At 73.6% G+C, this 22,502-nt stretch carries 19 protein-coding genes and 1 tRNA gene; 6 read left to right on the top strand and 14 right to left on the bottom strand.

The genetic code is table 11. The annotated features are described in order from the left end of the window. Position 1: 1 nt before the first annotated feature. Both ACQP1P_RS03905 and ACQP1P_RS03900 read right to left on the bottom strand, forming a co-directional pair. Positions 2 to 2,467, bottom strand: a complete 2,466-nt coding sequence (locus ACQP1P_RS03905; RefSeq protein WP_433083168.1) for an ATP-binding protein — start codon at positions 2,465 to 2,467, stop codon at positions 2 to 4. Between the two features lie 15 nt (positions 2,468 to 2,482). Next, positions 2,483 to 2,755 (bottom strand): helix-turn-helix domain-containing protein, encoded by a 273-nt coding sequence (locus tag ACQP1P_RS03900; protein ID WP_433083166.1) that lies wholly within the window; start codon positions 2,753 to 2,755, stop codon positions 2,483 to 2,485. A 35-nt stretch (positions 2,756 to 2,790) separates the two neighbouring features. Here ACQP1P_RS03900 and map point away from each other — a divergent pair, with 35 nt between their 5' ends. After that, a complete protein-coding gene (map, locus tag ACQP1P_RS03895) occupies positions 2,791 to 3,558 on the top strand; it encodes a type I methionyl aminopeptidase (protein WP_433083164.1) in 768 nt (255 codons plus the stop codon). Positions 3,559 to 3,625: 67 nt separating this feature from the next. On the opposite strand, the gene ACQP1P_RS03890 is transcribed toward map, so the two are convergent. Further along, complete coding sequence (locus ACQP1P_RS03890) at positions 3,626 to 4,054, bottom strand: hypothetical protein (RefSeq protein WP_433083162.1); 429 nt, start codon at positions 4,052 to 4,054, stop codon at positions 3,626 to 3,628. A 161-nt stretch (positions 4,055 to 4,215) separates the two neighbouring features. Here ACQP1P_RS03890 and ACQP1P_RS03885 point away from each other — a divergent pair, with 161 nt between their 5' ends. From ACQP1P_RS03885 to ACQP1P_RS03870, 4 genes are read left to right on the top strand one after another with little or no spacing between them, the layout of a single operon-like run. Next, entirely contained in the window at positions 4,216 to 4,545 is a 330-nt protein-coding gene (locus tag ACQP1P_RS03885; RefSeq protein ID WP_433089817.1) for a PadR family transcriptional regulator, read from the top strand. Next, positions 4,542 to 5,474: a hypothetical protein gene (locus tag ACQP1P_RS03880; RefSeq protein ID WP_433083160.1), complete on the top strand. Its 933-nt coding sequence runs from the start codon at positions 4,542 to 4,544 to the stop codon at positions 5,472 to 5,474. The genes ACQP1P_RS03885 and ACQP1P_RS03880 overlap by 4 nt, the downstream gene beginning before the upstream one ends. Further along, positions 5,474 to 6,628 (top strand): N-methyl-L-tryptophan oxidase, encoded by a 1,155-nt coding sequence (gene solA, locus ACQP1P_RS03875; RefSeq protein ID WP_433083158.1) that lies wholly within the window; start codon positions 5,474 to 5,476, stop codon positions 6,626 to 6,628. The genes ACQP1P_RS03880 and solA overlap by 1 nt, the downstream gene beginning before the upstream one ends. 58 nt (positions 6,629 to 6,686) lie before the next feature. Further along, complete coding sequence (locus ACQP1P_RS03870; RefSeq protein WP_433083156.1) at positions 6,687 to 8,105, top strand: S28 family serine protease; 1,419 nt, start codon at positions 6,687 to 6,689, stop codon at positions 8,103 to 8,105. A 55-nt stretch (positions 8,106 to 8,160) separates the two neighbouring features. Here the strand turns inward: ACQP1P_RS03870 and ACQP1P_RS03865 are convergent, their stop codons facing one another. From ACQP1P_RS03865 to ACQP1P_RS03815, 11 genes are all read right to left on the bottom strand, one after another. Continuing rightward, positions 8,161 to 10,260, bottom strand: a complete 2,100-nt coding sequence (locus ACQP1P_RS03865; RefSeq protein WP_433083154.1) for a carboxypeptidase regulatory-like domain-containing protein — start codon at positions 10,258 to 10,260, stop codon at positions 8,161 to 8,163. A gap of 88 nt (positions 10,261 to 10,348) precedes the next feature. Further along, on the bottom strand, positions 10,349 to 11,167 hold the full coding sequence (locus ACQP1P_RS03860; protein WP_433083152.1) for a metallophosphoesterase family protein: 819 nt from the start codon (positions 11,165 to 11,167) through the stop codon (positions 10,349 to 10,351). A 43-nt stretch (positions 11,168 to 11,210) separates the two neighbouring features. After that, on the bottom strand, positions 11,211 to 12,254 hold the full coding sequence (locus tag ACQP1P_RS03855) for a Clp protease N-terminal domain-containing protein (RefSeq protein ID WP_433083150.1): 1,044 nt from the start codon (positions 12,252 to 12,254) through the stop codon (positions 11,211 to 11,213). Positions 12,255 to 12,334: 80 nt separating this feature from the next. After that, entirely contained in the window at positions 12,335 to 14,515 is a 2,181-nt protein-coding gene (locus tag ACQP1P_RS03850) for a S8 family serine peptidase (RefSeq protein ID WP_433083148.1), read from the bottom strand. 214 nt (positions 14,516 to 14,729) lie between these two features. Continuing rightward, positions 14,730 to 15,428, bottom strand: coding sequence for a glycosyltransferase family 2 protein (locus ACQP1P_RS03845; protein ID WP_433083146.1), 699 nt, complete (start codon positions 15,426 to 15,428; stop codon positions 14,730 to 14,732). A gap of 494 nt (positions 15,429 to 15,922) precedes the next feature. Then, positions 15,923 to 15,999 (bottom strand) — tRNA-Ala (locus ACQP1P_RS03840). A 66-nt stretch (positions 16,000 to 16,065) separates the two neighbouring features. After that, the gene (gene sepX / locus ACQP1P_RS03835; protein WP_433083144.1) at positions 16,066 to 16,737 is read right to left on the bottom strand and encodes a divisome protein SepX/GlpR; all 672 of its coding nucleotides are present in this window, start codon (positions 16,735 to 16,737) and stop codon (positions 16,066 to 16,068) included. Positions 16,738 to 16,919: 182 nt separating this feature from the next. Beyond that, positions 16,920 to 17,537, bottom strand: a complete 618-nt coding sequence (locus ACQP1P_RS03830) for a GNAT family N-acetyltransferase (protein WP_350612166.1) — start codon at positions 17,535 to 17,537, stop codon at positions 16,920 to 16,922. Next, the gene (locus ACQP1P_RS03825; protein ID WP_433083141.1) at positions 17,534 to 18,820 is read right to left on the bottom strand and encodes a molybdopterin molybdotransferase MoeA; all 1,287 of its coding nucleotides are present in this window, start codon (positions 18,818 to 18,820) and stop codon (positions 17,534 to 17,536) included. Before ACQP1P_RS03825 ends, ACQP1P_RS03830 begins: the two co-directional genes overlap by 4 nt. After that, on the bottom strand, positions 18,817 to 19,749 hold the full coding sequence (locus ACQP1P_RS03820; RefSeq protein WP_433083140.1) for a UTP--glucose-1-phosphate uridylyltransferase: 933 nt from the start codon (positions 19,747 to 19,749) through the stop codon (positions 18,817 to 18,819). Before ACQP1P_RS03820 ends, ACQP1P_RS03825 begins: the two co-directional genes overlap by 4 nt. A 9-nt stretch (positions 19,750 to 19,758) precedes the next feature. Further along, positions 19,759 to 21,828 carry a diguanylate cyclase gene (locus tag ACQP1P_RS03815; RefSeq protein ID WP_433083138.1) on the bottom strand — a complete coding sequence of 690 codons (2,070 nt, stop codon included), beginning with the start codon at positions 21,826 to 21,828 and terminating at the stop codon, positions 19,759 to 19,761. A gap of 6 nt (positions 21,829 to 21,834) precedes the next feature. On the opposite strand from ACQP1P_RS03815, the gene ACQP1P_RS03810 reads away from it, so the two are divergent. Continuing rightward, positions 21,835 to 22,500 carry a 5-formyltetrahydrofolate cyclo-ligase gene (locus tag ACQP1P_RS03810; RefSeq protein WP_433083136.1) on the top strand — a complete coding sequence of 222 codons (666 nt, stop codon included), beginning with the start codon at positions 21,835 to 21,837 and terminating at the stop codon, positions 22,498 to 22,500. The last annotated feature ends 2 nt before the right edge of the window (positions 22,501 to 22,502 follow it).

Genomic DNA, 22,502 nt, shown 5'->3' with positions numbered 1-22,502 from the left:
CTCAGACCAGCCCGAGCCGGCGCGCGGCCGCCGCCGCCCGGGTGCGCGAGCTCGCCGACAGCTTGGCCAGGATCGCCGAGACGTGGTGCTGCACCGTCTTCTCGGACAGCGTCAGGGCCGCGGCGATCTCGGCGTTGGAGCGCCCGTCGGCGAGCAGCCGCAGCACCTCCGCCTGCCGGCCGGTCAGCCCGGCGGCGTTGGCGGCGGTCGCCGGCCGGGGCCCGCGCGGCACCCCGCTCACCCCGCGCCGGCGCAGGTCCGCCCGCAGCCACGCGGCCGCGCGCCCGGCCCCGAGCGCGTCCAGCGCGGCGAGCGCCTCCCCCGCCGCCGCCGCGTCCCCGAGCCCCAGCGCGTGCACCCGCGCGAGGTGCCGCCCGCCGCGCGCGAAGCCGTCCGCCGCCGCCCGCCAGTCCACATCGGACGGTGCACCGGTCGCCCGCAGCAGAGCGAAGGACAGTTCCCGGACGTACCTGCGGTGCCCGACCGACTCCGCCAGCTCGAGCCCCCGCCGGGCCTCGGCCGCGGCGCGCCCGGCCTCGCCGAGGTGCAGGAAGTGCTCGGCGCGGGCGATCGCGACCGGCCCGATGCGCTGCAGCTCCTCGGTCGCGAGCGCCTCGCGCAGGGCCGTGTCCAGGGTCGCTTCCGCCTCCGGCTCGCCCCGCGCGGACTGCACCCGGCCCCGCGCCACGAGCGCGGGCAGCGGCCCGACCCCGCCCCGGCTCGGGTAGGCCAGCGACTCCTCGGCGTCGGCCAGCGCCGCCTCCCAGTCGCCCGCCTCGACCCGCACGGCCGCGCGGACGCCCAGCAGGTACTGCCGGTAGCCCCCGAGATCGTGCCCGTCGGCGTAGGCGAACGCGAGCTCGATCGCGGCCAGGGTCGCGGCGAGGTCGTCGCCGATCCACAGGTCCGTGGCGGCCCGGTTGACCAGGGCCCGGGCCGCGTGGTCGGCGAGCCCCGCGGCGTCCGCGCGCTCGTGCAGCCGCACCAGCTCGGCCGCCGCCCCCGGCTCGCCGCGCACCAGCCGGGCGGTGGCGACGTTGATGCCGGCGTGCACGGCGGTCTCGCGGTCGCCGAGCCGCTCGGCCAGCTCCGCCGCGCGGGTGCCCCACGCGACGGCCGGCTCGACCTCGTAGGCGAGCATGTGCAGCTGGGCGCGGGTGCTCAGGGCCATCGCGAGCTCGCGCCCGGGCGGGCCCTGGCTCAGCGTCGCCACCGCGTCCTCGACCGCGCGCCGGGCCAGCGCCGTGTCGCCGCTCCACCAGGCCAGGCGCGAGATCCAGCGCTCGTTCGCCCCGGCGCCCTCCCATTCGCCGGCCGCGCGCCGCCGGTCGGCCGCCCGCCGGCGCGCGTCGAGGGCTTCGGCGGACAGGCCGGCCAGGTACGCCTGGAACGCGTAGGCCTCCAGGACCTCCACCCCGGCGTCGAGGTCCACGACGGCCCGGTAGTGCGCCGCGGCCTCGCGATGGGCGCCCTGGGCGGCGGCGGACTCGGCGGCGATCAGGCAGTACCGTCGCAGCAGTTCCGGCTCTTCGCCGTGTCTGGCGTGATGGGCCAGGCGGGCCGGATCGACCCCGGGGCGGGCCGCCAGACGCTCGACCGCCCGCAGGTGCAGCGCGCGGCGGCGGCCCGGCGGCAGCGCGTCCTCGACGGCCCGGCGCAGCAGCTCGTGGCGGAACCCGGCTCCGCCCTCCGCCGCGACCAGCACCCCCTCGGCCACGCAGCGGTCCACGAGCGCCCACTCGGCCTCGTCGGCCCCGTCGAGGCGCTGCATGACGGCCGCGAGCTCGGCGAGGTCCCGCGCGGGGGCCGGCAGCCGCTCGATCCGGGTCAGGATCAGATGCCGTACGGCACCCGCCGGCTCCTCGCTCAGCGCCTCGGTCACGAGCAGCGGGTTGCCGCCGGTGAGGGCGTATACGGCCGCCGGGTCGCGACCGGCCCGCCCGGCCTGCTCGGCGACGCAGGCGCGGGACAGCCGGGGCAGCGGCACCCGGCGCACGATGTCGCGCGGGAAGGCGGCCAGGGCCGCGTGCAGCGGGTGGCCGGGGGTCTCGTCGTCGCGGTAGGTGAGCACGAGCCGCGCCCGGAGCCGCTCGATCCGCCGCGCGAGCAGGACGAGCAGGTCGAGCGAGGCCTCGTCGGCCCAGTGCAGGTCCTCGATCACCAGGACCGGCCGCGCTCCGGGGCGTTCGAGCGCGTCCAGCAGGGCGGGCAACGGGGGCCGCTGGGCGTCGAGGGCCTCGGCGAGCGCGCCGCCGGCCTGCCGGGCGATGTCGTGCCACGGGCCGAGGGCGCGCGGGGTGACCAGGGGGTCGCAGGCGCCCAGCCACACCGGGTCGCGCGCGGCCGCGGTGAAGGCCCGCACGAGGCTGGTCTTGCCGATGCCGGCCTCGTCCGCGACCAGCGCGATGCGTCCGGCGCCGAGGCCGCGCAGGTCGTCGAGCGCCTCGGTGCGCTCCCACAGGGTCATGGCGGGCGGGGCCGGTCAGGCCACGCGGCTGGTCGCCTGCGGCTTGTCGTCGCCGAGGGCCCCGGCCAGCGTGGTCAGGTCCAGCCCGAGCACCCGCGCGAGCGCCGCCACGGTGAAGAACGCCGGGGTCGCGATCGCCCCGCGCTCGATCTTGCGCAGCGTGTCGAGCGAGATCCCGGCCTCGAACGCGACGGCCGCCGCACTGCGCGCCCCGCGCGCCTGCTGCAGCATCCGGCCCAGCACCAGCCCGCGGTGCCGCTCGTCATCGGTCAGCGGGTTGCGCACCATGTGTCGATGATAATCCTGGTATTAGAATATCCGGCATGGTGGTCCTGAAGAGTGCGGCGGAACTCGCGACGATGCGCGAGGCGGGCCGGGTGGTCGCCCAGATCCTGACGGCCGTGAGCGCGGCCGCCGAGCCGGGGGCGACGCTGCTGGAGCTGGACGACCTGGCCCGCGAGCTGCTGGCCGAGAAGGGCGCGAAGTCGTCGTTCCTGCACTACCACCCGTCGTTCGCGCCGATCCCCTACCCGGCGGTGCTGTGCCTGTCCGTCAACGACGCCATCGTGCACGGCATCCCGGACGCCCGCCGGCTGCAGGAGGGTGACCTGCTCTCCATCGACTTCGGCGCCCACATCGACGGCTACCACGGCGACTCCGCCGTGACGGTCGGCATCGGCCCGATCGACGAGGCCGCCCGGCGCCTGTCGGACGTGGGCCGGCAGGCCCTGGAGGCGGGCATCGCCGCCGCGGTGCCGGGCAACCGGCTGGGCGACATCTCCCACGCGGTGCAGAGCGTGTGCCGCGCCGCGGGGTACGGCATGCCGACGGGCTACGGCGGCCACGGCGTCGGCACCGCCATGCACGAGGACCCGCACGTGCCGAACGAGGGCCGCCCCGGCCGCGGGCTGACCCTGCGCCCCGGCCTGGCCCTGGCCATCGAGCCGATGGTGGTGGAGAGCGGCTCGGACCGCCACCGGCTGCAGCGCGACGGGTGGACGGTGTCGACGGTCGACGGCTCCCGGGCCGCCCACTGGGAGCACACGATCGCGGTCACCGACGACGGCCCGGTGATTTTGACCGCCCTCTGACCCGCCCGGACCACAGCGAAACGGCCGGCCACCCCGCGGGTGACCGGCCGTTCGTGCGGTTTTGGGGCTAGTTGGCCGCGACGCCGAACTGGCCCTCGCCACCCGCCGAGTGGAACTCGGTGCCGTCGACGAACGACTTGCCGAAGCTGTTCTCCAGCTGGTCGAGCTCGCTGAAGTTGGCCTGGTGGGCGTTCTCGCTGCCCTCGGCCGCGAACACGTGGTCGTCCGAGGTCGCGTCGTGCGAGTAGTTCGTGTAGTCGTCGGACTCGTAGTGCACGGCCGCCGGCGCGTCGTACTCGACGTGGTGACCCTGCGCGAAGTCCGTCGACTCCGCGCTGTGGTGGTCCTGCTCGTACACGCCGTACTGGTTGTTGTAGTCGGCCTCCGAGCCCGCGGCGTGGTGCATCTGGTCCAGCGAGCCCTGCTCCTGACCGGCCTCGTAGTGCCCGTAGTCCACGTCGCCGTGACCCGTGTCGCCCATGTCGTAGTCGCTCATCATGTCCCCCTGGGAAGTCGTCGTTGAGCAATACCGTACGAGCGCGCCGGACCCGGCGAATCCCGGAAACGTGCCACCACGGCGAGACGGAGATCGACTACCGAATGTCAGTACGGTTGCCGATATGCATCGCCAGCCGTAACGTGTCGGCCATGGCTGCCATGCGGGAACCGACGTTGCTCATCCTCACTGCGCTGGCCGACCGGCCCCGGCACGGCTACGGGCTGATCCAGGAGGTCAGCGCCCTGTCGGGCGGTGAGGTCGTGCTCGGCGCGGGCACGCTCTACGGTGCGCTGGACCGGCTGGTCGAGCAGGAGCTCATCGTCGTGGAGCGGGAGGAGGCGGTCGACGGCCGGCTGCGCCGCTACTACGCGCTCACCGACGGCGGGGCGAGCGCGCTGGCCGCCGAGGCGGAGCGGCTCCGGCGGCACGCGGCGGCCGCCACCGAGCGGCTGCGGCGCCGGGCCAGCCCGGGTCCGGTGACCGCGTGAGCGCCCCGGAGACCCTCCTTCGACGGTACCGTCGACTGCTGCTGGCCTACCCCGCGCGCTACCGGCGCCGGCACGGCACCGAGATCCTCACGACGCTCATGGACGGCGCCGAGCCCGGGCGGGAGCGGCCCACCACGGCCGAGGTGCGCGACATCGTCGCGGGCGGGCTGCGGCAGCGGTTCCGGCTCGCGACCGGCCGGATCATGGTGCTCGCCGCGGTGCTCAGCGCGCTGATCGCCGGCGGGCTCGGGGCCGGGCTCGGCAGCGTCTCCGGCTGGGCCGTCGCCGTGCGCCCGGGCGACGCGGTCGCCGGCGAACTGCTCGACGTGGCCGCGAGCACCGCGACGGGGCACCGCACCGAGCGCCTTTCGGAGGCCTTCGGCCTGCGCAGCCGGGTGATCGCGCAGGCCGTGCGCCCGCCGCAGGTCACGCCGGACGAGGCCGGCGCGCGACTGGCGGCGGCGGGCTGGCAGGTCGAGCCCACCGAGTTCGACGGGACCCTGCGCGCGACCCGCGGCGGCGTCGAGGCCTACGTGCAGGTCATCGCGACCGGCCCGAACACCCTGCTCCTCGTCGACGTGACCCCCGTCCTCCCCGCCTTCGCCGCCCCGCTCACCGTGGCCGGCGCGATCCTCGGGCTGGCCGCGGGCTGGCTGCTCGCCGCCCGGATCGGATATCGCCTGCGCCGCGCCCCGCTCTGGCAGCGCGTGGCCGTCGGCGAGCTCGCGGTGCTCTCGGTGCTGCTCATGGCCTGGCCCACGCTCGCGGCCTGGGGTTACCTGGTCTGGCCGGGCCCGGCACTGACGAACGCCTATGCGGCCTACGAGTCCCTCCGCCCGGTTGCGGCGGCCGGCCTGGGCCTGGCGCTCGTCGCCGTCGCGCTCGCGACCGTGATCAGAACGCAAGCAAGGGTGGCTACGCTGCCCTGATGGCGCAGCAGTACGACGTGGTCGTGGCCGGCCTCGGCGGCATGGGCAGCTCGGCCGCCTATCACCTCGCCGCCCGCGGACAGCGGGTCCTCGGGCTCGAGCGCTTCGGCCCCGCCCACGACCAGGGCTCCAGCCACGGCGGCTCGCGGATCACGCGGCAGGCCTACTTCGAGGACCCCGCCTACGTCCCGCTGATCCTGCGCTCCTACGAGCTCTGGGAGCGCCTGCAGCGCGACTCCGGCCGCGACCTGCTCACGCTGACCGGCGGGCTCTTCATGGGCCCGCCGGCGTCGCTCACGGTCGAGGGCAGCCGGCGCGCGGCCGAGCAGTGGGGGCTGCCGCACGAGATGCTCGACGCGGCCGGGATCCGCCGGCGGTGGCCCCAGTTCGCGCCGCGCGACGGCGAGGTGGCGCTGTTCGAGCGCAACGCCGGCGTGCTGCGGCCCGAGGCGGCGGTCCGGGCCAACCTCGACCTCGCCGGGCGCCTCGGCGCCGAGCTGCGCTTCCACGAGCCGGTGGAGGCGTGGACGGAGGACGGCGGCGGGGTCACCGTGCGCACCGCGGCGGGCACCTACCGCGCGGGCGCGCTCGTGATCTGCCCGGGCGCGTGGGCGCCGGAGCTGCTGCCCGAGCTCGGCGTGCCGCTCGTGGTGGAGCGGCAGGTGCAGTTCTGGTTCGAGCCGAGCGGCGACATCGCGACCTTCGGGCCCGACCGGCACCCGATCTTCATCTGGGAGGACCCGCCGGGGACGCAGGTGTACGGCTTCCCGGCCCTCGACGGCCCGGCCGGCGGGGTCAAGTTCGCGTTCTTCCGGCGGGGCGAGACGACCACGCCGCAGACCATCGACCGCGCCGTGCGCGACGAGGAGATCGCGTTCCTCGCGCGGCACCTGGCCGAGCGGGTGCCGGCCGCGCCCGGGCGCTTCCTGCGGGGCAAGACCTGCATGTACACCAACACGCCCGACCAGCACTTCGTGATCGCCCGGCATCCGGGCCGGGAGCGGGTGACCGTGGCGTGCGGGTTCTCCGGGCACGGGTTCAAGTTCGTCCCCGTCGTCGGGGAGATCCTCGCCGACCTGTGCCTCACCGGCGTGACCGCGCATCCGATCACCCTCTTCGATCCACTGCGAGGGTGGACGAGCGGGGCCGAATAGTCCGGATCGCCGGTAGCTTGCATCGAGACAGCGGAAAGTCTCGATGTGGAGGTACCGCATGACCCGATTCCGACGGGCGCTGCTCAGCGTGGCGCTGATGCTCGGGATGCTCGGCACCGTGGCCGTGGCCGCGCCCGCGTCGGCCGCGACGGAGACCGACATCAAGGACCGCCTGGCGGCCGTGCCCGGGCTCACCGTGCTCTCGGAGCAGCCGGTCGCCGCGCCGTACCGCTTCTTCATCCTCAGCATCACCCAGCCGGTCGACCACACCAACCCGCGGGCCGGCACGTTCCAGCAGCGCTTCACCCTGCTGCACCGCGGCACCGACCGGCCGATGGTGCTGCACACCACCGGCTACAACGTGCCCGAGTACGCGTTCCGCTCCGAGCCGACGCGGCTGATCGACGGCAACCAGATCTCGGTCGAGCAGCGCTTCTTCACCCCGTCGCGCCCGGCGAACCCGAACTGGCAGCAGCAGATGACGATCTGGCAGGCGGCCACCGACCACCACCGCATCGTGCAGGCCCTCAAGCCGATCTATGCGCGGAAGTGGGTCTCCACGGGTGCCAGCAAGGGCGGCATGACCTCGGTGTACCACCGCCGCTTCTACCCGGGCGACGTGGACGGCACGGTCGCGTACGTCGCGCCGCAGGACGTCGTCAACGACGAGGACTCCGCGTACGACACGTTCTTCACCAAGGTCGGCACCGCGCAGTGCCGGGCCGCGCTGGACGGCGTGCAGATCGCGGCCTTCCAGCGGCGGGCGGAGCTCGTCGCGCGGTACCAGGCCTGGGCCACCGAGAACCAGCGCACCTTCGACATCGTCGGCGGCGTCGACCGGGCCTTCGAGTTCATGGTCAACGGCACGACGTGGGCCTTCTGGCAGTACAGCCTGGAGAGCGACTGCGCCGACGTGCCCCCGGCCACGGCCGGCAGCGACGACATCTGGAACTGGATCGACCTGATCTACGGCCTGGACTCCAACACCGACCAGGGCATCACGCCCTACATCACGTACTACTTCCAGGCCTCGTACCAGCTGGGCTACCCGGACACCTCCCAGCCGCACCTCAAGGGCCTGCAGCACTACCGCGGCCAGGACCGGGCCCAGTCCTACATCCCGCGCGAGCTCGTCCCCCGCTTCCAGCCGTTCACGATGCTCGACATCGACATCTGGGTGAAGTTCGCGGGCAGCCGGCTGCTGTTCGTCTACGGCGCGAACGACCCCTGGGGCTCCGAGCCGTTCCGCCTCGGGCCGTTCACCCGCGACTCGCAGTGGTACGTGGCGGCGGGCGCCAACCACGGCGCGAACATCGCGGCCCTCAAGCCCGACGAGACCGCGAAGGCCACTGCCGCACTGCAGCGCTGGGCGGGCGTGACCCCACCGGCGGCGTCCTTCGGGGCGTCGGGGACGTCGTCGTACATCCCCGGGCTGGACGACCACAACCTCGCGCTCGACCGCAGGTACAGCCTGTAGCACGCCGATCCGAACCGGTGGCCGGGACCCCGTGCGGGTCCCGGCCACCGCCGTGTCACGGGACGACGATGTTCGCCGTCGTCGTCCTGGTGTTCCTGACCTGGTAGGTCGTGGCCGACGCGAAGTCGGTGCCGCCGGCCCAGCCGCTGTGCCCGAAGCCGGCGTAGTAGAACAGCTTCACCGGCTGCGGCGCCGCGAGCAGCGACAGCGCGTAGGGCCCGCCGCCGTAGGCCTGCGCCCCGAGCGAGACCGCCTCGCCCGTGACCGCGTTGTAGGCGATCACCGTGCCGTCGATCGTGTGCCCGGCGGCGTCCTTGATGGTGCCGGAGACGGTGCCGCCCCCGGTGCGCAGCTTGATGTTCGCCGCGACGCTCTTGCCCACGCGCACGGTCACCTTGGTCGCCTCGGGCCGCGTGACCTTGTTGCCGGACCAGCGCCACTGGTAGGCCTGGTGCGAGAACTGCACCGGCCACGCGTAGGGCCCGAGCCCGCCGATCGTGTAGGTGCCGTCGGGGGCGGTCGCCTGGTGGCAGCCGTCGCCGCTGAAGCCCGGCGTCCGCGCGACGACCGAGACGCAGGCGTAGGGCACCGGGGCGCCGGTGCTCACGTCGGTCACGGTGCCCCGGATCGAGCCGGCCCCGTCGAAGCGCACCGGCGTCAGGGTGGTCTGGTCGCCGGCGGCGAGGGTCACGGACGCCGCCGCGTCGCGGTCGCCGGTGCCGCCGGTCGCACCCACCCACTGCGACCCGAGCGCATCGCCACTGGGGTCGGCGAAGACCTGGTACGTCCCCGGCTCCAGCGGCCCGATGAGCACCGAGCCCGGGGTCGGCGGCGACTGCCAGTCGGAGCAGCCGGAGCCGTAGGGGACCGGGAACTCGCCCCCGGACCGGGCGACCTGCGCGCAGCCGTCGGCGGCGGCCCCGCTCGCCCGCGCGGTCATCGGCACCGTGAGGGAGGCCCCGAGGCGCATCGCCACGTCCACCGTGGTGGTCTGCCCCGCGGTGACGAAGGCCGGCTGGTCGATGACGTCGAAGTGCCGGTGGTCGCCGAGGTTGACCGAGAAGTGCCAGGTGCCGACGAACATGTCCGCCACCACGAGCTCGGTGGTCCCGGCACAGCCGCCGACGCTCGAGGAGGCCTCCCACGCGCAGAAGCCGGTCAGCGGCGTGCCGGTGGTGGCGTCGTGGGCGAGGAGCCGCACGGACCCGGTCGGCAGGAGCTGGTCGTCCACGGTGGTCACCTGGTCCTCGGTCACCGCGACGCGGTCCGCCGCCTCTTGGGTGAGCTTGCCGTGGGCGTACTGCTTCTGACCGCCCGGCCCGCGGAACACGACGTACCAGTCGGCGCGGACCGGCACGTCGTCCATGCGGTAGCGGCCGTCCGCGCCGGTCGTCGTGTAGCGGCCGAGGCCGTCGAGCACGTTGGCGGAGACGCTGACGCCCGCGGCCGGGGTGCCGTCGGCCTTGAGCAGCCGCCCCGCGATCGAGCCGGTCCCGATGACGGTCTCCGCCAGCGGCGTCGCCTGGCCGGCCACGACCGTGATCGCGGCGGCCGACCCGGAGGTGAAGGTGCCGCCGTTCCACTGGTACACCAGCGGATACTGGTAGAACTCGATCTTGTAGGCGCCGGTCAGCAGCTCGAAGGAGAACGTGCCGTCGGCCGCGGTGTTCACCGTGCCGGCCATGACCTGTTCGTCGGCGGTGTAGGCGGTGAGGTAGGCGCCCGCGACCGGTGAGCCGTCGCGCTTGTGCAGCGACCCGGTGATCCGGCCGGACGGCAGCGCCTGGTCGTCGACGACGACCGTGGCCCCCGCGGCGACCGCGATCTGGTCGGCGGTCTCCCAGGTGCGCTTCTGGTGGGCGTACTGCCGGAACTGCGCGCCGGCCGGGACGAAGGACACGGTGTAGCTGCCGGCGTCGAGGCCCGGCGCGCTGTAGGCGCCGCTCGCGTCGGTGGTGACCTGGAACGTCTGCTGGGCGTTGGAGACCTGGACGGCGGCGTCGGCGAGGGGCTGGCCGGAGGAGTCGGTGAGGTGGCCGGTGATGGTGGCCGTGCCGGCGGCGAAGGCCGGCCCGGACGGCACCGCCATGGCGCCGATGATCGTGGCCGTGGCTGCGGCGGACAGCAGCGAACGGCGCAGGGCATGCTGACGCAAACTGCGCTCCCGAGGGTGGTTGGGGTTGCGCATCGATCATTGCCGAATCCGGGCCGGCCGGGGGGCCCGGGCGACGTTCTACGCCGTTCTAGGTTGCAGGGGTCAAAACCGGGCGGAGCCGCGCCGGCGGGGTCGCCCGTTTGCGCCATTCGCGGGGGTACCCGACCGAGACCTCCTCGTGCCGGACGCCGTCGTGCCACGTGGTGCGCGGGATGTGCAGGTGGCCGTAGACCACGACCTCGGCGTTGAAGCGGGTGGGCCAGTCGCGCGTGCGGGTCGTGCCGCACCAGAGCGCGAACTCGGGGTACCACAGCACATCCGTCGGCTCGCGCACGATCGGGAAGTGGTTGACCAGCACGGTGGGGCCGTCGATCGCGGCCAGCCGGGCCTCGGTGTGCTCGAGCCGGGCCGCGCACCACTCGGCCCGCCCGGGGTAGGGGTCGGGGTGCAGGAGGGCCTCGTCGGTGCCCACGATCCCGGCCGCGTGGGCCATCCGCAGGGCCTCGTCGGTCGAGGTCGCGCCCTTGGGCCAGAACGAGTAGTCGTACAGCACGAAGATCGGGGCGATCGCGAGGCGGTCCTCCCACAGCGCGTACGGGTCCTCGGGCGTGAGCACGCCGAGCTCGCGGCACGCGGCGACGAGCCGCTCGTACCGCGCCACCCCGCGCGACTGCTCGGGGTCGTTCTGCGGCGTCCACAGCTCGTGGTTGCCCGGCGCCCAGACGACCTTCGCGAACCGCTCGCTGAGCGTGCGCAGGGCCCACGTGACGTCCGCGAACCGCTCGGCCACGTCGCCGGCCACGATGAGCCAGTCGTCGGGGTGCGTGGGCCGCATCTGCTCGACGAGCGCGCGGTTCTCGGCGTAGCCGACGTGGAGGTCGCTGATGGCCAGCAGTCGCCCGGTCACCGTGGAAGCCTACCGACCCGCCCCGCCGAGCGCCGCGATCCGGTCAGGGCGCCAGCTCGCGGCCCAGGCGCATCGCCAGGGCGGACGGGTCGGCGCCGTACGCCCGCAGCATCTGCGCCCCGGGGCCGGTCGCGTCCGAGGCGATCGCGAAGAGCAGGTGGGACGAGCCGGCGTACCGGTGCCCGAGCTCGCTCGCGAGCCGGGAGGCCTCGCCCGCGGCGTGGTAGAGGTCGGCGCCGAACGGCGGGTCGCCCCGCCCGGCCCGCCAGGCCTTGTCCTCGCGCGGGATCTCGGCCGGCCCGGGCGAGAGGTCCATCGCGAAGTTCTTGACGTCCGGATACGTCACGCCCAGCTCGGCCAGCGCCCGGGCGCCCCCGTTCGCCGCGACGGCGTCGTCGGCGAGCCGGACCCGGGTGATCGCCATCAGGTAGTCCAGCGCGCAGACGGCCATCACCGCGTGCGCCTGCCCGACCAGCGCGCAGCCGCCGCGCACGGCCTGCTGCACGGCCTCGCCCCGCAGCACCGCCGGGGCGGCCAGCGCCGAGAGCACCGGGTCGCCCTTGCGGACCGGCTTGAGAAACGCCGAGGCCGAGCTGACCGGGGGCGTGCCGTCGAGCAGGAACTCCTCGTCGGGGCGCAGGTGGAAGCGGCGGATGAACTCGCTCCACTCCCCCGGCGAGGCGCACTCCACCAGCAGCGCGCGCAGGAACAGCCGGAAGCCCAGGCAGCGGATCGAGGGCTCCTCGGCGGCGGCCGCGAGGGCCCGCCCGAGCCCGACCCGCACCCGCGGATCCCACTCCGGCAGCGGGTCGGCGGCCGAGCGGCGCAGCTCCCGGCGGGCCCGCCACTGCGCGAGCCGGAGCGTGGCCTCGACCTCGTCCTCCTGCGCGGCCGGCACGCCCTCGCCGGAGGCGCCCCAGCCCGGCAGCATCTGCCAGCGGACCTCGTCCGCGCCGAGCATGCGCAGCATCGCGTCGGCGGCCCGCTCGGCGCTGACGCTCGGCTCGCGGAACTCCAGCGCCCGGCGGACGGCCCAGGACAACGCGACCTGGATCTCCAGGGACGCGACGGGTTGACCGAAGCTCACCGCGCCACCGTACGCCGTGCACAGACGAAACTCCCCCCGCCGGTCGGCCGACCGGCGGGGGGAGTCCGTGGGTTACGGGGTCAGAACACCTCGCCGACGTTGATGACCTGGAAGACCTCCCAGGCCCCGACGGCGGTGCGGTTGGCGGTCAGCGTCCCGGCGTTGTTGAGGTCCGCCGTGACGTACCGGCCGTTCGCGTTGGCGTAGAAGCCCGAGACGAAGACGCCCGCGGCGTTGGGCGAGAACTTCTCCCAGGCGCCGATCGCCGTGCGGTTCGCGATGAGCTTGCCGCCGTTGGTGAGGTCCGCGGTCACGATCTTGTTGTTCGCGTGCGCGACGAACGCGGCGTAGCCGCCCCCGTCCACGACGTCGAACTGCTCCCACTGCCCGATCGACCCGCGGTTGGCGATCAGCGGCGAGTTGCCGCCGTTGTCCGCCGTGACGAAGTAGCCGTTGGCGTTCGCCCACAGGACCACCGTGGTGGCCGCGCCGGCGAAGTCGAACGTCTCCCACGGGCCGACGGCGTCGCGGTTGGCGATGAGCTTGCCGCCGTTGTTGAGGTCGGCGGTGACGAACTTGCCGTTGACCGCCGCCTTGAAGCTCACGCTGCCGTCGGCGTTGTTGACCAGCGTGAACTTCTCCCACGCCCCGATGCTCGCCCGGTTGGCGATCAGCGGGGCCGCGCCGCCGGACTCGGCGGTGATGTACTTGTTGTTGGCGCTGGACTGCAGGCCGACGAGGCCGCCACCGGCGTCCACGACGGTGATGCCCTCCCAGGCGCCCTTGTTGAAGCGGTTCGCGGTCATCGGCTGGTTGCCGCCGCTCTCCGCCGTCACGACGAGCCCGTTGGCGCGGGCCCGCAGGCCGAACTGCTGCGAGGTGACCGCGGCGGGCTCGCCGACGCGCAGCAGCTTGGTGGGCGATCCGGGGCCGGCCGCGTGGACCGTCCCGCTCACGCCCGCCTTGAGGATCGCCGCCTGCACCTGGGCCGGGGTCCAGTCCGGGTGGGCCTGCAGCAGCAGGGCCGCGTCACCCGCGACGAGCGGCGCCGCCATCGAGGTACCGCTGGCGAACGCGGACTGCGACCCCTGGGAGAGGTCGTAGTACGCCGACTGGATGCGCGCCCCGGGCGCGAACAGGTCGACGCACGAGCCGTAGTTCGAGAACGACGCACGGAAGTCGGTCTCGTCGGTGGCCCCGACGACGATCGCCTCCTGCACCCGCGACGGCGACTCCGTGCAGGCGTCGACGTTGTCGTTGTTCGCGGCCACCGCGTAGGTGATGCCGCTGGCGATCGACGCCCGCATGGCGTCGTCGACGGCCTGGCTCGTGGTCTTGCTGCCGATGCTGACGTTGGCCACGGCCGGCTTGACCGCGGTCTCCGTCACGTGGTTGATGCCTTCGATGAGCTGGTCGGTGTAGCCGCCGCCGGTGCAGTCGAGCACCTTGACGGACTCGATCGCCACCCGCTTGGCCACGCCGTACGTCGAACCGGCGATCTCACCGGCCACGAAGGTGCCGTGGCCGTTGTCGTCGGCCCCGGCGGCGGGGGTGCCGCACTCGGCCTTCTGGTCGTCCTTCCACACCGCCGACCAGGGGTGCTGGAAGCCGGGGTTGCCGGAGAACTCCGAGTGCCCCGCGTTGACGCCCGAGTCGATCACGTACACCGTGACGCCGCTGCCCGCGGCGGGGTAGGTGTAGCGGTGGTCGAGCGGCTGGAACGCCTGGTCGATCCGGTCGAGCCCCCAGAGGTTCCAGTCCTGGGCGTTCGGCCAGGTGTTCTGGACGTCGGCCCGCTGGATCCGGGTGTTCTGCTCGACGTAGGCGACGTCCGCGTCGGTGGCGAGCTTGCGGGCGTCGGCCTCCGACATGGTGGTGGTGAAGCCGTGCACCGACTTCGACCAGACCTTGCCGACCTTGCCGTTGTGGGCCTTGGTGAGCGCCGCGGCGCTGGCGGTCACCTGGTCCTGGGTCGCCTTGCCGTTCTTGAGCACCACGATGTAGTCGTTCGCGACCGCTCCGGCGCCGCCGGAACGGAACTTGCCCGACACCGTCGGCGCCTTGACCTTCTGGCCGGAGACGTCGGTGGTGAAGTCGAGCTCGTGGGATGGTGTCTTCTTGCCGGCCGGGCCGGCTGTGCCTTGCTTCTCGGGCGCCGCGAACGCCGCGGTGGTTCCGGCGGCGACGAGGGCCGAGGCGACCGCACCGATGACCGCGATGCGGGTCATCGAGGTGCGCCTGGGAAGGCGCGATTCAGTCACTGGCTGAACTCCCCGTTGAAGTGGACCCTTATCCGAAAGGACGAGGGATGGGTCACAACGGGGCCATGATCCTCAAGGGCCGGGGCTCCCGGCTCCATCGATCGGTCAGACTTTGCCGTACGAATAGCGAATCACGCGGTTAAATACCGCACATCGACCCGCGCTGAGCTGCGGATCGACGGCGGTCGGCGAACCCGACCGCCGGACGCCGTCGTCAGATGTTCTTCGGGGGTTTACGGATCCGCTCCTTGAGCAGAATCCAGAGCGCCTCGACCCCGTCCATCGCGGTGATCTTCTTGCCCTCTTCCCGCGAGCGGGCGGCGTAGCTGATCGGCACCTCGAACGGACGCACCTTGCGGCGCAGCAGCTTGCCGGTGACCTCGGCCTCCATGCCGAAGCCCTTCGACTTGACCGCCAGCGAGCGGTACAGCGCCAGCGGCATCAGCTTGAAGCACGTCTCAAGGTCGGACAGGTAGCAGTTGTAGAGCATGTTCGCGGCGGTCGTGACGGCCTTGTTGCCCATCACGTACCAGAACGAGAACGAGCTGTGCGACCCGAACGTCCGGTTGCCGTAGACGACCTCGGCGCGCCCGTCGAGCACGGGGTCGAGCAGCCGCGGAATGTCGTTGGGGTCGTACTCCAGGTCGGCGTCGAGGATGACCATGTAGTCCCCGGTCGCCTCGGCCACGGCGGTCTTGATCGCCGCACCCTTGCCCTGGTTGCGCGGATGCGTGATCGGCCGGAGCCGGCTGTCGTCCGCCGAGGCCAGGATCTGCGCCGTTCCGTCCTTGCTGCCGTCGTCGACGACCACGAGCTCGATCTCGCACGGATAGTCAACAGCGAGGGCCTGCTTCAATGCATCAGGCAGCCGGGCCTCTTCGTTGTACACCGGCATCAGGATGGAGAGCTTCACGGAGGACTCCAGCAATCGGTTACGAGACTGGCTCACAGTACGCTGCCGGAGCCGCCAGGTCACCCAGCCCTCGTCCAAACAACCCAACCACCCAACGTAACTACACCCCCCACCCCAAACCCCCACCAAACCCCCCCAAAGCCAGCAAAGCAAGCAACCAACCGCGCCCAAACAACGAACCGCCCGCCGACAAGGGGGCGTGGGTGTGGGTGCGGGGGGGTGGCGAAGCCCCCACCGAGAGCGAGCGAAGCGAAGCAGGCAACACCCGCGACACAACGACGAACCGCACGCCGCGATGGGGGTGTGGGTGGCGAAGCCCCCACCGAGAAGCGAGCGAAGCGAAGCAGGCAACACCCGCGACACAACGACGAACCGCACGCCGCGATGGGGGTGTGGGTGGCGAAGCCCCCACTGGGGAGCGAGCGAAGCGAGCGCGAAAAACCAACTCCACCACAAACGCGAACAGGCCCAGCCTGTGAACAGGCTGGGCCAATTGGTGGAGTTGAGGGGACTCGAACCCCTGACCCCCTCGATGCGAACGAGGTGCGCTACCAGACTGCGCCACAACCCCAATCGGTCCCGGTGAAGCGGACCGGCGCTAAGACTAACAGGTGGGGGAGAGGGATTGCGAACGGGTTCACTGTCCCGATGCCCGCGTGTCGTAGGGGCGGCCGCGCAAGGCGTTCAAGCGGGCCGCTTCCCGCCGCGCGCGGTCGCGTTCGGCCAGCTGACGGGCCAGGGCCTCGCGGCGGGCGGCGGCGCGGCGCGACTGCTCGCGGCGGACCAGGGCCTGGCGGCGGGCGATCCAGGCCGCGTACCGCGCCTCCTCGCGCCGCCGCCGGCGGTCGCGCAGGGCCCGGGTGCGCAGGTGCGCGAGGTAGTAGACGAGCAGTCCGCCGGTCACGGCGAAGCTCACCCAGAAGCCGGGGCTCACGAGCGTGATCCCGCACACCTCGGCGAGGTTCAGCAGCACGAGCGCGAGCAGCACCCGGCGGCGGCGGTAGATCGCGCGCGGGGCCCGCTGGACCCGGCGGCGGGCGGCCGGTGACACGGTCGTCAGGCGCGGGGCGGGCAGCGGGCCGTGGGCCGAGGAGACCCGCGGGACGAGCAGCCGCGGCGGGTTGACCGGGCGGCGGCCGGGCACGGTGCGGCGGCGTCGATCGGCGCGGGACAGCACCCGCGCGGTCGACAACGCCCGCTCCGCCACCAGCCGCTCTGTTGCGTCGTATCGGCGCACCAGTGCGGGCGCCAGGGCGAGGAGCCCAGCAGCGGCGAGGACGGCGAGGAGCACCGAGGTCGGCACCCTCACCCCTCCTGTTCCAGCCTCGTGCGCCGGTCCCCCCAGGCGCGCGAGTCATCCAAGTCTGTGGAAGTTACAACGCGGTAACTCCGATTCATGACCTTACGACGCGCCGGGGCCGGTACCACGTCAACACGCAGGAGGAAACGCCCGAAAGGGCAAATCGGATTTGTCCGAAAAGACCGAAATGTCTAGGTTGACGCGAGGGTCTTGTGCCAGCGGGCCAGCAGCCCGCCCTCGCCGGCGAGATCCTCGGTGGTCATCGCGTAGCCGAGGTGGTCGCGCCAGTCGCCGTCGATGTGCAGGTACCGGTGGTGGTAGGCCTCCTGCCGGAAGCCCAGCTTCTCCACGACCCGCCGGCTCGCGGCGTTGTCGGGGCGGATGTTGACCTCGATGCGGTGCAGCCCGCCGACGGCGAAGGCGTGGTCGACGACCAGGGCGAGTGCGGTGGGGATGATGCCCTTGCCGGCGACGCGGGAGTCGACCCAGTAGCCGGCGTAGCCCGAGCAGAACGCCCGCCGCACGATGTTGCCGAGCGTCAGCTGCCCGACGAGCCGGTCCTCGTAGCAGACCGCGAACGGCATCGCGGTGCCGTGGCGCGCGGCCCGGCGCAGGTCGGCGTGGACGGCCCGGAAGGCGGCCACGGAGTTCAGGTCGTGCCAGGTGCCGTACGGCGTCGGCTCCCACTTGCCCAGCCACTGCTCGTTGGCCCGGCGCACCTCGGACCACGTGCGCGCGTCGGATCGCCGATACGGCCGCAGCGTGACCGGACCGTCCTTGAGGACTGCGGGCCAACCGGGCTGACTCATCGCCGCCTATCCAGAAGTATGACGTCCACCGTGGAGCCTGCGGCCGCGCTGATGACCTTCTCCCCCAGCACCATGAGGCCGTTGGCGTCGGCCAGGCCGGAGAGGGTGTACGGGCCACCGGCGAGCGGAGCGACAGTGTACCCGCCACCGCGGCGCTCGGTGATGTACGCGGGCCGGAACTCGCGCATCCCGGAGGGCGAGTTGACCGTCTCCAGCAGGTGGGCGCGCACGCTCGGACGGAACACGGGATCGGCCCCGGCCAGCAGCTGGATGACCGGGCGGGCGAGCACCTCGAAGCCGATGAGGGCCGCGCCCGGGTCGCCGGGCAGGCAGACGATCGGCACCCCGTTGGGGCCGCCGACCGTTCCGTAGCCGAGGGAGCTGCACGGGTACACGGAAAGATCGGAGAAGACCACGGTGCGCGAGAGGATCCGGCGCACCATGTCGCCCGGGCCGGTGCCCGTGCCGCCGGTGGTGATGATGAGGTCGGCCCGCAGCATCTGGTCGTCGAGCAGGCCGCGCAGGCCCTCGGGGTCGTCGTCGCAGATGCCGACGCGGTACGCGTGCGCACCCGCCTCCGCGGCGGCCGCGGTCAGCGCGTGCGAGTTGGCGTCGACGACCTGGCCCGGCTGGCTGGCCCGGCCGACGTCGACGAGCTCGTCCCCGGTCGCGATGACCACGACGCGCGGGCTGGGGCGGACCACGACGTGCCCGATGCCGCTCGCGGCCAGCACCGAGACCAGCGGCGGGGTCACGTAGGCACCGGCCCGGGCCAGGATCGCCCCGGCCGGCAGCTCGTCGCCGGCGCGGCGCACCCCGTGGCCGCGCTTCGTCGGGTGGTACACCTCGACCGCGGCCATCCCCTGGTCGGTCATCCCGGGCGGGACCACCACGTCGGCGGAGACCGGCATGAGCGCGCCGGCCGCGACCGAGAAGCAGGTGCCCGGGGTGAGGCGGACCGGGCGCCAGCTCGAGGCCACCAGGTCGCCGACGACGCTGAGCCGGACCGGCCGGCCCGGCTGAGCGTCGCTGATGTCGTCGAAGCGCGCGGCGTAGCCGTCGATGGCGGCGTGGTCGAACGCGGGCACCGGGCCCGGCCCGACCACGTCCTCGGCGAGCACGTTGCCGTGCGCCGCGGTGATCTCGAGGTCCAGCGGGGGCAACGGGCGCAGCCCACGGAGCACGCCGGCGAGATAGTCGGCGAGGGGGACGCGCGCGTTCGGCCCGACGCCGGCGTCACGCGCCGCGTCGTGGTGGGAGCCCGTCGCTGGAACCGCTGTCACCCGCGCAGATCCTTCTCCACGAACTGGGTCAGCCACTGGCTGAACGCCGGACCGAGGTCGTCGCGCTGCACCGCGAGCTGGACGACCGTCTGCAGGTACCCCAGGGGCATGCCGGTGTCGTACCGGGTGCCCCGGTAGACGATCCCGTGCACCGGGGTGCCCTCCGCCAGCAGCAGCGCCATGGCGTCGGTGAGCTGGATCTCGCCGCCCGCCCCGGGGCCGATGCGGCGGATCGCGTCGAAGATCTCGGCGGGCAGCACGTACCGCCCGACGATGGCGAGGTTGCTCGGGGCCTCGTCCGGCTTGGGCTTCTCCACCAGCGCGGTGACCTTCACCGTCTCGCCGGCGTCGACCTTGAGGTCGCAGGGCTCCACGGCGGCGATGCCGTAGCGGTTGGTCTCCTCGGGGTCGACCTCGATGAAGGCGAGCACGATGCCGCCGGTCTGGGCCTGCAGGTCGAGCATGGCCGGCAGGAGGGGTTCCGCCTCGTCGCAGAACTCGTCGCCCAGCAGCACCGCGAAGGGCTCGGGGCCGACGTGGGACTCGCCGTACGACACCGCGTGGCCCAGCCCGAGGGGTTCGGCCTGGCGGCAGGTGTAGATCTCGGCGAGCTCGGCCGGGCGCTTGATCGCCTCCAGGCGCTTGGTGTCGCCCTTCTCGATGAGGCGGGCCTCCAGGTCGGGGCGGCGGTCGAAGTGGTCGACCATCGAGGTCTTGCCGCGGCCGGTCACCAGGAGGATGTCCCTGATGCCGGCGGCGGCCGCCTCCTCGACGATGTACTGGAGCACGGGCCGGTCGACCACCGGCAGGAGCTCCTTGGGGACGGCCTTGGTTGCCGGGAGGAAGCGGGTGGCTAGCCCCGCCGCCGGGATCACGGCTTTGACAGCCCGCTGACGCGTCGCGGACTGGTGAGGAGTCGTGTCAGGCATGTAAGCAGGCTAGCCGCCGCGGCTCTGTCGCGGTGGTTGCGACGCCTTTGGCGCGCCGGGCGTCACCTCGGCGCTCGCCTTCACGCCGCCGCCACCCGCCGCCAGCCGATACGTGTCGCGGCCGCCGGCCTTGGCCGCGTACAGGGCGTCGTCGGCCGCCTCGAGCACCGCCGCCCCGGTCGCGCCGTGGTGCGGGAACACCGCGATGCCGATCGATACGGTGACGGGAATCCGACGCGGCGCCGGGGCGCCCGAGGCCGACACGACGAGCACCGGGCTGCGCCGCACGGCCGCGCCGAGCCGCTCCGCGAGCGTGGCCGCGCCGGCCGCGTCCGTCTCCGGCAGCAGCACCACGAACTCCTCCCCGCCCTGGCGGAAGGCGAAGTCGACCTCGCGGATCTCGGCGCGCAGCCGCCGCGCGAACTCGGCCAGCACCGCGTCGCCCGCGGCGTGGCCGTAGCCGTCGTTGACCTCCTTGAAGTGGTCCAGGTCGAGGGCGAGCACGGCCAGGTCGCGGCCGAAGCGGCTGGCCCGCTCGACCTCCCGGCGCAGCGACTCGCGCAGGTAGCGGTAGTTGGACAGGCCGGTCAGCGGGTCGGTGAGGGAGAGCCGCTGGGCCTCCTCGTGCACCCGGACGTTGTCGACGGCGACGGCCGCCTGCCCGGCGAAGGTGCGCAAGGTCACCAGGTCGGCGTCGTCGAACTCGTCGAAGCCGTGCCGGTCGTAGAGGGCGAGCACGCCGCGGGCGGCCGGGGGTCGCTCGGTCGACGGCTCCAGCCCGGTGGTCGGGCCGGCCGCGGGGGCGGCGATGGGCACCGCGACGTACGTCACGCACCGCGGTTCGTTCGCCGAGAGCACGGGCCCGTCGCGGTCGACCCGCCCCCGCATCGGCTCGCCGGACGCGGCGACGGTGCCGAGCAGCCCCTCACCCGGCGAGAGCCGCAGCTCGGTCACGTCGATGCCGCCCGGGATCGACGTCAGGCCCTCGGCGACCTGGCCGCGCAGCTCGACGCCGGCCGGGTCGGCCATGAGCACGACCCCGGCCTGCGCGCCGGTCGCGGCCGTCGCGGTCTGCAGGATCACCTGGAGGATGCGGTCGAGGTCGTGCGTGCCGGCGAGGGTGTCGCCGAGCACGCCGAGCTGGCCGCGGAGCTGGTCGCGGCTGGCGGTGAGGGCCTGGACGTAGCCCTGCATCTCCCGCGTCATGCGGTTGAACGTCTGCCCGAGCCGCCCCACCTCGTCCTGGCTGCGCACCGGCACCCGGGCGCCGAGGTCGCCGTCCGCGACCCGCTCGACGGCCTGGGCGAGCTCGGTGAGCGGCTGCGTGGTCGAGCGGGCCAGCCACCAGGCGACGCTGATCGCGACCAGGCCCGCGCAGACGACGACGGCGACGAGCACCGCGTAGAGGCCCTGCACGTCCGGGGCGGGCACGCTCACGGCCAGGGTGAGCGGCTGGCCCGGCTGCGGGTCGAGCCGGCGCACGAGCCGGCCGCCGTCGGTGGTGCCGGTCGCGCCCGGCACCAGCCCGCGGGCGAGCTCGGCGATGGCGCCGTCCTCGGCGGTGGGGGCCGGGCCCGGGGCGAGCGAGCTGACGCGCACCCCGCTGGCCGAGGCGAGCCGGCCCAGCAGGGTGGAGTCGACGGGCTCGACCGCGTACGCCCGCCCGGCCCGCCGCCCGTTGACGTCGAGCACGTCGACGGAGGCGGCGATCGCGGCGAAGGCGCTGCCGGTCGGCGCGGCGCAGTCGGCCCAGGGCCGGGGCGGCAGGTCGCCGGCGCTGGCCAGCACGCCGCCGTCGGGGCCGGTCACCTCGACCGTGCGGGCCAGGCCGCGTCCGACGGCGGTCTGGGCCGCGTCCGGGCGGTCACCGAGCAGCGCGGCGGTCTCGGCCGCGAGCCGCAGCCGCTGGCAGGTGACGGCGAGGGCGGCCCGCAGGTTGTCGGCGCCGGCTCCGAGCCGCTCCGAGGCACGCTGGTCGCTGACGGTGGCCACGGCGATGCCGACGAACACGGCGCCGAGCAGCACCGGGCCCAGGACGACCGCGAGGAAGGCGGCGGTGAGGCGCGCCCGCAGCGTCATGATGCGATGCTGTCACAGATCGGGAGGAATCGAGTGGTGCTGCCTGGGGTGTCCCCCAAAACCGAGCTCAGAGCGCACATCCGGTCCGTCCGCCGCGCCATGCCGGCCGCCGATCGGGCGAACGCGGACCGTTGCCTGGTGGCCGCGGTTGTTGACCTGGTACCGGAAGCAGGCGCCCGGACCGTGGCCGCCTACGTGCCGATGGCGTTCGAGCCGGGCGGCCCGCAGCTGGTCGCCGCCCTGGCCCGGGTGGCCGAGCGACTCCTGCTGCCCGTCCTGCTCGACGACGACGACCTGGACTGGGCGCCGTACGACGGAACCCTGACCGAGGGCCGCCGCGGCATGCGCGAGCCGACCGGCCCGCGGCTGGGCCCGGACGCGATCGGCCGGGCGGACCTGCTGCTGCTGCCGGGGCTGGCCGTGGCCGAGGACGGCACCCGGCTCGGCCAGGGCGGCGGCTCCTACGACCGGGCCCTGCGCCGGGCCGCGGCGCCCTCGATCGTGCTGCTCTACCCCGGCGAATGGCGGCCGCGACTCCCGGCCGAACCGCATGACCAGCACGTCTGCGGAGCGTTGCTGGGTTATGACACCGCGCACGTCCATTGGACGAAGGGGTGTCCGATACCGCATCATTGGCACTCGAAGTATCAGAGTGCCAATGATGGAGGCTGAGC

The sequence above is a fragment of the Dactylosporangium sp. CA-052675 genome, assembly GCF_050947935.1.
Taxonomy (GTDB): domain Bacteria; phylum Actinomycetota; class Actinomycetes; order Mycobacteriales; family Micromonosporaceae; genus Dactylosporangium.
Note: the sequence above shows the minus strand (reverse complement) of the source record. Positions and strands in the feature narration are given on the sequence as shown.

Bases quoted from the DNA above. Each gene is read 5' to 3' on its own strand.
- ACQP1P_RS03815 (WP_433083138.1), bottom strand. From the start codon at position 21,828: ATGACGCTGCGGGCGCGCCTCACCGCCGCCTTCCTCGCGGTCGTCCTG.
- map (WP_433083164.1), top strand. From the start codon at position 2,791: ATGGTGGTCCTGAAGAGTGCGGCGGAACTCGCGACGATGCGCGAGGCG.
- ACQP1P_RS03885 (WP_433089817.1), top strand. From the start codon at position 4,216: ATGCGGGAACCGACGTTGCTCATCCTCACTGCGCTGGCCGACCGGCCC.
- solA (WP_433083158.1), top strand. From the start codon at position 5,474: ATGGCGCAGCAGTACGACGTGGTCGTGGCCGGCCTCGGCGGCATGGGC.
- ACQP1P_RS03830 (WP_350612166.1), bottom strand. From the start codon at position 17,537: ATGAGTCAGCCCGGTTGGCCCGCAGTCCTCAAGGACGGTCCGGTCACG.
- ACQP1P_RS03870 (WP_433083156.1), top strand. From the start codon at position 6,687: ATGACCCGATTCCGACGGGCGCTGCTCAGCGTGGCGCTGATGCTCGGG.
- ACQP1P_RS03820 (WP_433083140.1), bottom strand. From the start codon at position 19,749: ATGCCTGACACGACTCCTCACCAGTCCGCGACGCGTCAGCGGGCTGTC.
- ACQP1P_RS03890 (WP_433083162.1), bottom strand. From the start codon at position 4,054: ATGAGCGACTACGACATGGGCGACACGGGTCACGGCGACGTGGACTAC.
- ACQP1P_RS03905 (WP_433083168.1), bottom strand. From the start codon at position 2,467: ATGACCCTGTGGGAGCGCACCGAGGCGCTCGACGACCTGCGCGGCCTC.
- ACQP1P_RS03900 (WP_433083166.1), bottom strand. From the start codon at position 2,755: ATGGTGCGCAACCCGCTGACCGATGACGAGCGGCACCGCGGGCTGGTG.
- ACQP1P_RS03810 (WP_433083136.1), top strand. From the start codon at position 21,835: ATGCTGTCACAGATCGGGAGGAATCGAGTGGTGCTGCCTGGGGTGTCC.